Raw genomic sequence first — 10858 nt, 5'->3', positions numbered from 1 at the left:
CTTGGCCAGAGATAATCCTAAACCAAAACCGCCTTTTTGACGGGTTCTAGCCTTGTCTACTCGATAAAAACGATCAAAAATTTTCTTCTTATCTTCTGCTGAAATACCTACTCCATTGTCGGAAACTAACAAATAAAGATTACGATCAGTCGCTGAAATCATAAAATCAATTTCACCATCCTCCTCAGTATATTTGATGGCATTATCAAATAAGATGGTCATCAGTTGTTTCAAAAGAAGCTGATCTGTGACAATCGTTCGATGGATCCGATTTTCAAAACGAAAGACACGGTCATTTTCAGAAGCAATCATCTCATAGTTTGTGAAAGTCGTATTGAAAAAACTGGTTGGAACTTCTGCAAGTTCCGGCTTAATCCCATCATCTCTACGAGCTAAATTCAACAAGTTTGTCGTCAAAAAACGCATATTTCGGACTTCTTCCAAACTCGATGCAATGCTTTCGCTCACATCCATAATGGTTGCTTCTGGCTTACGAAAAAGGGTCTCTAAACGATTTTGCAAAACTGCAAGAGGAGTTCGTAACTCATGACTGGCATTTTCCACAAAGGACTGCTGCTTCTGCATACTTTCAAGTAAAGGACGAACACTGACCCTAGCCAGATAGAGACTGGCAAGCAAAGACAGAATCCAGAAACTTGCCATCACGACCACAATCAATTTCTCATGCTTTTGACTGGCCTGCTCCAACTGACTGGTATTAATCAAGATAGCCGCATACTTGATATTGGTTGAAACCGAACTAATATTCGTTTCCATCAATATCATGCGATAGATTTCTTCTTGTCCATAGCTATTAAAAACCTGAATCTGGTAGATATGGCCTAGTTCTTTCTTTTCTAACTTAATCTTATCCAATCCCAAAAATCGATTTCCAGAAAGGAGTTGGGTAAAATTCTTATCAAAAAGAATGACTTCTGTGTTGGAACTAACATTCGGTTTTACTTCAGTCTTGCTAGTATCTGTAGCGGCATTCTCTAAATCTTTAATCTCTTCTGTTGCCCTATTTACAGCAAGCTGAATAACTGCCTGAGGATTTTCACTCAGACCGTGGAGCTTATCATCCACCGAAGTATAGAGACTCGAATGCATGACCTGCAAAATAATCAGAGTCATGGTGGAAAAAATCAGAGTGAAGACACCAAAGTTACGGATAAAATAACTAAAGTCATCCGCATACCATGTTTTTTTTAGTTTACTGAACATCTTTTAAAATATACCCAACACTACGCAAGGTTTGCAAATTCTCTGCAAAAGTGGTTCCTTTTAATTTCTTACGGACTTTTGAAACATAGACTTCGACAACTGAAATCGTTGTGTCACTATCAAATCCCCATAGACGATCAAAAATCTGAGTTTTCGGCAAAATAACATTTTGATTTTGAAGGAAATAAACTAATAAATCAAACTCTTTCCCCAGCAATTCGACAGGAGTATCTTCAACCTTAACGGTATTTGTTGACAAATTAACTACAATATTTCCATAAGTCAAGGTATTTTCATTAAACTTACCTGAACGTTTGAGAAGGGCTTGAATCCGCATTTTGAGTTCTTCTAGGTAGAAAGGTTTGGTCAGATAATCATCCGCTCCCAATTCAAATCCATGTCCCTTGTCATCCAAACTTTCCTTTGCAGTCATGATCAGAACTGGAGTCGTAATTCCCTTTTCACGCAATTCTTTCAAGACTTGGAAGCCATTTTTTTCTGGCAACATCAAATCGAGCAAAATCAAGTCATAGACGCCACTCTCAGCTTCGTAGAGACCTTCTTCTCCATCAAATACCTGCATGACATCCGCAAAATCGTCTAAAAAGTCAAATACTGAATTTGACAGGCCTAGGTCATCCTCAACCAATAAGATTTTTATCATGAGAAACTCCTCCTTATTAAAACCATTATACCAAATTTGCCTTAAAAAAAACTCAACTCTCTACATTTTACATGAGAAAGCTGAGTTTCCTTTTTATTTTAGGCTTATTTATGCATTTCCGTATTGAAGAACGACTGCTTCCACTGCAGCTTTTTCACGGTTAATCAAGTCAACACGCGCTGCAATCTCCTTGATTCCCATACCGATGTTACGGCTAAGAGCAAGGTCAGAAAGTTGTGGCTCAAAGAATTCCTTGTACTCTGCCAAGCGTTGCTGAGTCTTAAATACGTGAGCAGGAAGGATAACAAAGCTATCAAAGCTCATATCTCCACCAAGAGCTGCCTTAATCCAAGCCCAGTTTTCACGCGCCCAAGACCAAGCTGTTTCCTGAGTTACTTGGTGAGCTAGGAATTGGTAATACCAAGCAGACAAGTCCTGCGGTTTCACCACAAATTTGTCCTTCCAAGCAGCAATCAAGGTTTGGATATTGTCCGCATCTTTACTATAGGCAAGAGCGGCTGCCAACTGACGTTTAAAGACAGCATCTGTTGCGTGCGTATAAGTATCAAGATAAAGTGCTAACAAGTCTTTGGTCTCATGATGTTTCATCTCATTGATAAGGACTTGTGAGCGAATAGCTGCTGGAAGTCCTGCAAGCTGATCATTGTGAGCTTCGAAGATTTGGCTAGCGACTTGACTAGCTTCTGCATCATTTGAGCGAATCATCATAGAAATGGCCAACTGACGAACCAACTCATCCTCATCTGATTCGCCATCTTTAGCTTCAAAACCAAGACGGTCATAGTTATGACGAGCCAATTTAGCAACCAAGGCTTTGAAGGCTCTTTCAGCTTCTGTTCCTTCATCGATAAAGCGCTCAAGGGCAGAAATGACTTCAGAAACAGCTGAAACGACAAGGTAAGATTCTTCCTTAGCAAGTTTATCAAGAACTGGTAGCAAGTCTGCATAAGAAATGTGTCCTGCTTCAGCAAGCAAACGACGTTCTTGGACGATTTGCAGTTTGCTTGTGTTATCAAGCTCAACTAGGTCAGCAAGAAGTGCATCCAACAAGTCTCCTTGATAGTCTGTAATGTAGTGGGCTGTATTTTCAGTATTGAAACGAAGAGCTCCGTCATTTTCAGCAAGAAGAGCTGCGTAGCCTGGAATTTCGATGCTTTCAGTTTCAAGTGTATCAGGCAAGCCTTTCCAGTTGCTATTGAGTGGCACAACCCAGAGACGGTTCTTATCTTCGTGCTCACCAATGAAGAATTGTTTTTGTGAAATCTTCAAGACATCATTTTCAACTTTGACAGTGAGAACTGGATAACCAGGTTGTTCCAACCAAGAATCCATGAAGGCTGCGACATCACGTCCTGATGCTTGACCAAGGGCATCCCAAAGGTCACGACCGATGGTATTGCTGTATTGGTGTTTTTCAAAGTAAGCATGCAAACCTTTAGCGAAATCAGCATCACCTAACCAACGACGAAGCATGTGCATGAGGCGGCTTCCTTTGGCATAGACGATAGCTCCGTCAAAGAGTGTATTGATTTCATCTGGGTGTTTGACTTCGACGTGAACTGACTGAACTCCATCAGTCGCATCGCGTTCAAGAGCGTGAGGCACTCCACCTGTTTGGAAATCTTCAAAGATATTCCAGCTTGGCTCAATGGCATCCACACAGACATATTCCATCATGTTAGCAAAGCTTTCATTGAGCCAAAGGTCATCCCACCATTTCATAGTCACGAGGTTCCCAAACCATTGGTGAGCCAATTCATGTGCCACAACAAGGGCAACTTGTTGGCGACTAGCAAAAGTTGAGTTCTCATCTACAACCAAGCAAACTTCACGGTAAGTGACAAGACCCCAGTTTTCCATAGCACCTGCTGAGAAGTCAGGAAGGGCGATATGGAGAGATTGAGGGATTGGGTATTTGACTCCGTAGTAATCTTCGTAAAATTCGATTGAGCGAACGGCAATATCTAGTGAGAAATCAAGGTTAGATAGTGGGTGGGCTTTGGTTGAGTAAACACCTACGAGGGTACCGTTTTTAGTTTTAGCCGTCACACCTTGCAAATCACCAGTAACAAAGGCCAATAAGTAAGAAGACATGCGAGGTGTTGTCTCAAACTTCCAGATACCTGTTTCCTTGCGGTTTTCAACTTCGATCTCAGGCATGTTTGACAAGGCCAATTCACCTTCTGCTTGGTCAAAACGTAGAGAAAGGTCAAAGGTTGCTTTGGCTTCTGGCTCATCCACACATGGGAAGGCTTCACGCGCAAAATGGCTCTCGAACTGAGTTGACAAGACTTCCTTCTTGACTCCATCAACTGTGTAATAAGAAGGGTAAATCCCTGTCATGTTGTCTGTGATTTTACCAGAAAAGGTAAGAACCAATTCAACTTGACCAGCCTCAGCCAATTCGATATGAAGGGCTTCATTTTCATGGTCAACTGTAAATGGACGAGCTTGACCTGCAACTTCTACAGAAGCGATTTCCAAGTCTTTTTGATGAAGGGAAATACGGTCACTTTGTGCTTGACCAGTGATTGTTACCTTCCCAGAAAAGGTCTTGGTCTCACGACTCAAGTCTAAAAATAAATCATAATGTTCAGGAACAAATTGCTTAATAAAATGTTCAACTGCTTGCATAATTTTCTCCTATCTAAGTTTAAGAGCTAGAGCTCTTCTTCAAACAAACTTATTATATCATGTTTTGCCTAAGAAAAAAGGATTGGGCGGCGATTTCCAAAACTTTCTTCCTTCTGCAGTCTAAAGTGGGTATACCTTGTGAAATTCTTCTAAAACAACCTTGCTGTCAGGTGTAAAAGTCAGCCCAGCCTCCCTCATCCACTCGGTGAAACAGTCCTCATGAACCTGACGCCAATAGGCGAGGGATTTGTCACCTTCCCCTTCCTTAAAGGCATGATCAGCAGAAACTTGATTGAAAGGCTGAACGGAAACCTTAGTAATTTCGACAATGCAGACAGCCTGATTTTGACTGTCTAAAATGACATCGAAGGTCCCTTTTTGTGGAAGAGGTTCGTCTTCTAGTGCGTAGAGGTCATAGGCTGAGGCGGTTGCTGTCTTTTCGCCTCTTAGTACCAAATCTGCCAAGACATCTGCTTCCACTCCAAAAGCCCAGGCATCAATCTCATCTCCGATAGAAGGGTTGATTTGCTTGTAGGCATTCCACATTTCTTGAGGTGTCATGGGGTGCTCCTTTGTAATTTTTTACTTTCTTCTTTTATGTGTTTGAGATGGTCTGGATGGTCAATCTCTAAATTAAAAATCTCTGGAATAGAACTGTAGTGGATAATGCATTTGATACCCATCTGATTCATTTTTTGTATGAAAGAAGTATTCAGATAGCCTGCTACAGCAAAATCAATCTTGTTCTTCCTTGCTTTATCCTGAATCTGTCTCAGCATATCTAACATAATGGGACTTTCCATATCATGCCATTGACTATTTCTCACAGTCGCAAAAACAAAAGAAGTCAAATCATTCATTCCAACTACAATCTTTGAAATGCCCGTTTCCAATATCCTGTCCAGGTCAAAATAAGCTGACGGTAATTCAATCATTGTGCCAATTTTTCCAGTGAAACCATGCTGACGTAATACTGTAATAGCTTGCTCTAACTGCACAGCATCATTCACAAAAGGAAAAACAACAGACAAATTGGGACTGGTTTGATAAACTTCTGTAACGACATTTGCCTCAGCCTGAAATTCATCCAAACACGCCAGTAAACGCCTGGTTCCTCTATAGCCAAACAAGGGATGATTTTCGTCAAAATACTCTTTAGTCCCCTCTAAACAATTGGCTTCTGTATTCGTTAATTCAGAAAAACGGTACCATACCTCTTCATCTGAGTACAAGGAGCAAATAGTATCTAGATAATCTTTTACAAATTGCTGAAAACTTGGTAACAGGATGTTTTGGTTAAGCCCCTCAATAAGTATTCCCCACGAATCATGCCAATGTGGTGAAATAGTTGAGGATAAACTTTTTCAATAATTTTTTCACCACTAAGAGCTAGTTGGTTTCTCATCATTCACCTTCCAATTCATGTAAGAGGTTTTGTCCAGTTCTGGAAATCCTAATAATTCTGCTTTGACTTTCAAGACTTCTTGCGATGCATTCTCTTCTGTGATTTTTGATTTCCATCAGATCCTCCTACTTCAAAGACCATCCACCGTCTATTGTCAAGATTTGTCCTTGCATGGCATATGCCTTTCCACTGGCCAAAAAGAGACTGACTTCTGCCACTTCTTCTGACTCAATCCAACGCTTGATTGGTGTTTCACTAGCCACCCAGTCTGCTAGGCCACCTGGCTCAAAGTCCACAGCGGTCATAGCTGTCTTGACTGCTCCTGGAGCGATACCAAAAACCTGAATCCCAGTTTCAGCATAGTCTAGAGCCAACTGCTTGGTGAAGCCAGCCAAAGCATGCTTAGAGGAAGTATAGGCGTGACCACCTCCACCTGCTAGGCTAGAAGCAATGGAGCACATATTGATGATTAATCCCCTTTTATTTTCCAACATTTGTGTCAAATAATATCGAGTCAACTCAACAGGAGTCACGTAGTTAATTTCAAAAATTTCTTGAATTTCTTGCGCTGTTTGTTCCAACAGTGGTTTGTAATCATCCAAAACTCCCGCAGTATTGCACAAAACATCAACCTGAGGACACCAATCAAAAATAGGCTCTAAGTCCAAGGTCAAATCTCTCTGTAAAAAATGGAAATCACCCTGTGGGAATGGATTTTCACCTTGATCCACTCCATAAACTTGATAGCCATTCTCTAAAAAGAGGCGAGCTTGAGCCAGACCAATCCCTGAACTCACTCCTGTAATCAATACACGTCTAGTCATACACTTCTACCCAATCCGTCGCCAAAATATCACAAGGTGTCGGACTCCACATGGAAAAACCTTCTCCTTCTCCAGACACGTTGATTAGGAAATAGGGTGTCACTTCAAGTGCAACCCCGTTTTGTTCAATCGTATCAAAGAGTTGGACATAGTTTTCAGCTCCTCCCCAACCAGTTCGTACATATTTTTTCTTAGCCTTTAATCCAGGAAGGATCTCTTCAAATGTCATGTTTTTCTCCTTTAATATCAATAATTCTCCCCTTCATTATAACAAAAAAACCGCTTTAAAACGGCTTTTTGACTGTATATTAGTTAAATAAACTAATAGCTATCCAATTTTTTAATTATTTAAGTTCAATCAGTTTATTATAAATTTTTTCAGTTAACTCTTTCTGCTGTGTTCCTGTTAAATAGTGTGATGTACGAATTAAAACTGTTCCATAAACATAGTGTGAACCAGGATTTAAAGCAGTACCATCAAATGCGCTAATATATGTGTTTCGTTTCTCAGCTTCTTCTTTTGTCTTATACACCTCTACATTTCCTCCAGCATCATTTCCTTTCTGAACAATATCAGATCCCTCTACTGAATGTGTAACTTGATTGTCAACAAAATATACAGACGCTGTATACCCACCTTGTTTATTCAATTTATTATTTGGATTGTTATTTTCAGTAACAGACTGTACTCCTGTAATTGAAGAAATTTCTTTGAGTCTTTCTTCAACAAAAGTATTAGATGGATTTGTAATTTGTTTTAGCTGAAGAATACTATTTTGATGAAGAGTCTGTTTGTCAGATAAATTCTTTATTGTTTCACTATAGTCCACTGGCTTGCTTAATTCTTCTATTTGCTCCTCAATCTTAGCAGTTGATTTCTCCATTTCTGGTACTTTTCGAAGCGAATTCTGACTATCTTCAATTGCTTTTTTTAATTCTTCTAATTTTTTTGAATCCAATGGCTCTTCGCCACTATCAATTACCTTCTCAGCCTCAGCTATTTGGTTTTCAACCTCTTTATTTTTTTCTTGTAAATCTTTGACTATATCTTCAAACTTAGTTACAGCAGATCTGTAGGGGACATAAGATAAGAAATAGTATCCAAGACCAGAAATTCCTAATATCAGACACATTGACAATATAATTATTTTTTTCTTCATATTAATCTCCAAAAAATATTTAATATCTCCATAATTCTACTATATTACCCCAAAACACGCAACAAAAAACCGCTTTGCAACGTTTTTTTTGACTGTATATATACTAAATTTTTCCTACCACTGCAATCCAGCTGCTTTAATTTCTTTCTTGGAGGCATACTTGCCATTTGGTTTATGCCATCTTCCTCTGGAATCTTTGAAATAACCACCTGAATTTGCTGATTGCGTATTTGATTCCTGACTTTTTTCCTTTTCTTGTTCTGCTTGACGAGCCTTTTCTTCCTCTTCTTTCGCCTTCTTCTCAGCTTCTGCTTTTTCCTCCGCCTCTTTCTTAGCCTTTTCCTCAGCTTCCTTCTTGGCTTTGTCTTTTTCTTCTTTTACCTTTGCGTCTTCAACTAGGTTTTTAGCAGTACCATCCAAATAGTTAATTTCTGCATTAGCCGAAACATTAGCTAAAATGACATGTGTTACAGAATACTTATCAACCTTTTCCTTACTGCTCTCCAATTTAATTTCCAAGAGTTTACCATTTTCATCAATGCCTACATATTGCAACTCAATCTGTCTGGGAATCAGCTCATCTTTCTGATAAATTGGTGTCACCTTATAATCAAGATAGTAGTTAGGATGATTAGCGAGCCATGAATCTAATCGATTTTCATAGTATAGCATACTACTCTGGTTATATTCGTCAGTTCCAGAATAGTTTCCAGCATTAAGCCAGTTAGTCATAGGAACTAAATTTCTCTTTTCATCATTCAAACCACTAAATTGGTAACCAATTAAATGACCTCTACTCATCAACCAAGCTTCTTCCCGGCCATCTCCGTAGAAAAATTTATAGTTGTGCCATCCAACTGGATCATAGGTTAATTTTGAAGCTCTTTTTTCAGTTGGCTCATCGCTATCCTTTAGCTGAATATGAGCACCCGTTGCACTATTTTTAGAATCCAGTTCTCCAAGCTCAAGCTGTTTTTCATTTTTAAAGGGCAAGAGACCAGCTTCTTTGAACAACTTCTCATCAAACTTAGCTTGTGTTTGTTCCACTTTTGCTTCTGAAACTTTTGCTTCTGAAACTTTTGCTTCTTCCTTATGACCAGAACAAGCCGCCAAAGTAAAGGCTGACAAAATGGATAGACTAACATAAACAAACTTCTTCATCTTTAACATCTTTTTAATTTCCTTTAGCATTTTTATTACATTTTACTATAATATATCAAAGTAATCAATTGAATTATATGTTATTATTGTTAAAAAACGCTTTGCAACGGCTTTTTGACTATACTTCACTCCATTTTATCTTCTTAAATCTACGGAAAAATAAAAAAACGACAACTACTTTTCAGCAGTTATCGTTGCTTATCTTTTAATCTTTTCCACCAAGTCGACTATTGATATTCATCATGATACTAGCTATTTTTTCACCCCAGTACGGATCGGATGCATAGCGAACATTCATTCCTGTCGCTTTATTTCCAAGATGATCTCTTCCACGGTCAATATAGTTCTCACGAATCCACTTGGCCGCACCAAGAATTCCTTTGTCTACATCATCAAATTTCTTAGCGGAATCATAAGGACTGGTATCGTAAGCAGCTATACCGAAGAAGTTATTTTTATCATTAGCAATTTGGCTACGTCCCCAAGCACTTTCTAGCGCACTGTGAGCCATTAAATAGAGAGCATTGACACCGTAACGTTTTTCAGCTTCCTTAAAAATTGCTCCTTTACCGGCAAGACGACTGTTTCGGATATTCATCATCGAATAAACTCTATTTAATTCATCCGCACTATAGTTGGTTGGTTCAGTTAAATTCTTGAAAAGGAAACGATTTTTGATAGTAAACCCATCGAAATGTTCTCCATCCTTTGAATAATACTTCTTACCAATTTTCATAGCTGAAGTATGTGGAGCTACCCGTATACTAGTGTATGGAGAAAGTTCATGGTATAGGAATCTTCCATCTGTAGTATAGTGAGGAATAAACTCACTTCCTTCATCAACTAAAGCCAAATCACTTTGATTCATATAACCGGACAAGCCTGATATTGAAACAGCTAGACGACTACCCTTGCTTTTAGAGCCATCATAGGTCACAATACTTCCCTGATTGACATAGCTCAAAATATCTCCTGATTCGCTATAAATATAGGCTATGATTGGTTTAACCTTAAAATATTTTGGACTTTGAATCCACTTTCCATTACTCTGGAAGAAATACTCCTTATTTTTAATATTAAAACTACCAGTAACATAGCTTCCATCTTCTTTTAGGTAGTACCATGCATTGTAGTTAGGGTCAAAAATCCATTCATTCTTGGCCATATAACCACCAGATTTGAGGTAATAAGCACCAATCCATTCACGTGAAGCATAAGCACCACCTGATTTTAGGTAAAACCAGCTATTATAAGATTTATCAAAAATCCATTCTTTTTCAGCCATTGCTCCACTATTTTTTAGATAGTAAGCATCTTTCCACTGATTACTAGCCATCACTGTTAAAATAGTACCATGTGCCCTTAATCTTTTCCCATTTATTACGAAGGATTTTTCCTGAATCTGTAGCATAATACCATTTATCAGTAATCTTCACCCAAGCATTTTGAGCCATTGCTCCACTACTATTAAGAAGATAATCGTTCACTAGAACATTGCTAGCCATAACTCCATCTTGCTTGAAGTAATACCAAACATTGCTAATTTTTCCCATCTATTACGAACAATCTTTCCTGAATCTGTAGCATAATACCATTTATCAGCAATTTTCACCCAGGAATTTTCTACCATTGCTCCACTAGTATGAAAAGCATAGTCATTAACAATCCTATTGCTAGCCATGATTCCATTTTGATCAAAGAAATACCAGACACCCGCAATCTTTTTCCAGTTTTTGATTGGTTGGCTATTCTCATACAAAAGCCT

The 10858-nt window shown here is 38.8% G+C and carries 8 protein-coding genes and 3 pseudogenes; all 11 read right to left on the bottom strand.

Going from position 1 to position 10858, the window contains the following annotated elements; translation table 11 throughout:
- Positions 1-1224 (bottom strand): two-component system sensor histidine kinase CiaH (gene ciaH, locus QZ565_RS05330; RefSeq protein ID WP_295526567.1); only part of this gene is annotated, 1224 nt, incomplete at its 3' end.
- Positions 1214-1888: a two-component system response regulator CiaR gene (gene ciaR / locus QZ565_RS05325; protein WP_000590639.1), complete on the bottom strand. Its 675-nt coding sequence runs from the start codon at positions 1886-1888 to the stop codon at positions 1214-1216. The genes ciaR and ciaH, both read right to left, overlap by 11 nt.
- A gap of 108 nt (positions 1889-1996) precedes the next feature.
- Positions 1997-4543 (bottom strand): M1 family metallopeptidase, encoded by a 2547-nt coding sequence (locus tag QZ565_RS05320; protein ID WP_295526562.1) that lies wholly within the window; start codon positions 4541-4543, stop codon positions 1997-1999.
- A gap of 120 nt (positions 4544-4663) precedes the next feature.
- Positions 4664-5104 carry an ASCH domain-containing protein gene (locus tag QZ565_RS05315; RefSeq protein ID WP_295526559.1) on the bottom strand — a complete coding sequence of 147 codons (441 nt, stop codon included), beginning with the start codon at positions 5102-5104 and terminating at the stop codon, positions 4664-4666.
- Positions 5046-5948 (bottom strand): annotated as a pseudogene (locus tag QZ565_RS05310) (putative PEP-binding protein). The gene QZ565_RS05315 and the pseudogene QZ565_RS05310 overlap by 59 nt, the downstream one beginning before the upstream one ends.
- Positions 5926-6054: pseudogene (locus tag QZ565_RS05305) on the bottom strand (NUDIX hydrolase); the annotation flags it as partial. The pseudogenes QZ565_RS05305 and QZ565_RS05310, both read right to left, overlap by 23 nt.
- 19 nt (positions 6055-6073) lie before the next feature.
- Complete coding sequence (locus tag QZ565_RS05300) at positions 6074-6772, bottom strand: 3-oxoacyl-ACP reductase (RefSeq protein ID WP_295526556.1); 699 nt, start codon at positions 6770-6772, stop codon at positions 6074-6076.
- The gene (locus QZ565_RS05295; protein WP_295526553.1) at positions 6765-7001 is read right to left on the bottom strand and encodes a DUF2829 domain-containing protein; all 237 of its coding nucleotides are present in this window, start codon (positions 6999-7001) and stop codon (positions 6765-6767) included. Before QZ565_RS05295 ends, QZ565_RS05300 begins: the two co-directional genes overlap by 8 nt.
- Positions 7002-7116: 115 nt before the next feature.
- A complete protein-coding gene (locus QZ565_RS05290; RefSeq protein WP_295526550.1) occupies positions 7117-7932 on the bottom strand; it encodes an EbhA in 816 nt (271 codons plus the stop codon).
- Between the two features lie 114 nt (positions 7933-8046).
- Positions 8047-9093, bottom strand: a complete 1047-nt coding sequence (locus QZ565_RS05285; protein WP_295526570.1) for a DNA/RNA non-specific endonuclease — start codon at positions 9091-9093, stop codon at positions 8047-8049.
- A gap of 205 nt (positions 9094-9298) precedes the next feature.
- Positions 9299-10858 (bottom strand): annotated as a pseudogene (locus tag QZ565_RS05280) (glucosaminidase domain-containing protein); the annotation flags it as partial.

It is taken from the genome of uncultured Streptococcus sp. (assembly GCF_915066115.1).
Classification (GTDB): domain Bacteria; phylum Bacillota; class Bacilli; order Lactobacillales; family Streptococcaceae; genus Streptococcus.
The sequence above is the reverse complement of the archived record's forward strand: the minus strand, read 5'-3'. Positions and strand labels throughout refer to the sequence as shown.

Coding starts and splice junctions, on each gene's coding strand:
- ciaR (WP_000590639.1), bottom strand. CDS start 1,888: ATGATAAAAATCTTATTGGTTGAGGATGACCTAGGCCTGTCAAATTCA.
- QZ565_RS05320 (WP_295526562.1), bottom strand. CDS start 4,543: ATGCAAGCAGTTGAACATTTTATTAAGCAATTTGTTCCTGAACATTAT.
- QZ565_RS05315 (WP_295526559.1), bottom strand. CDS start 5,104: ATGACACCTCAAGAAATGTGGAATGCCTACAAGCAAATCAACCCTTCT.
- QZ565_RS05300 (WP_295526556.1), bottom strand. CDS start 6,772: ATGACTAGACGTGTATTGATTACAGGAGTGAGTTCAGGGATTGGTCTG.
- QZ565_RS05295 (WP_295526553.1), bottom strand. CDS start 7,001: ATGACATTTGAAGAGATCCTTCCTGGATTAAAGGCTAAGAAAAAATAT.
- QZ565_RS05290 (WP_295526550.1), bottom strand. CDS start 7,932: ATGAAGAAAAAAATAATTATATTGTCAATGTGTCTGATATTAGGAATT.
- QZ565_RS05285 (WP_295526570.1), bottom strand. CDS start 9,093: ATGAAGAAGTTTGTTTATGTTAGTCTATCCATTTTGTCAGCCTTTACT.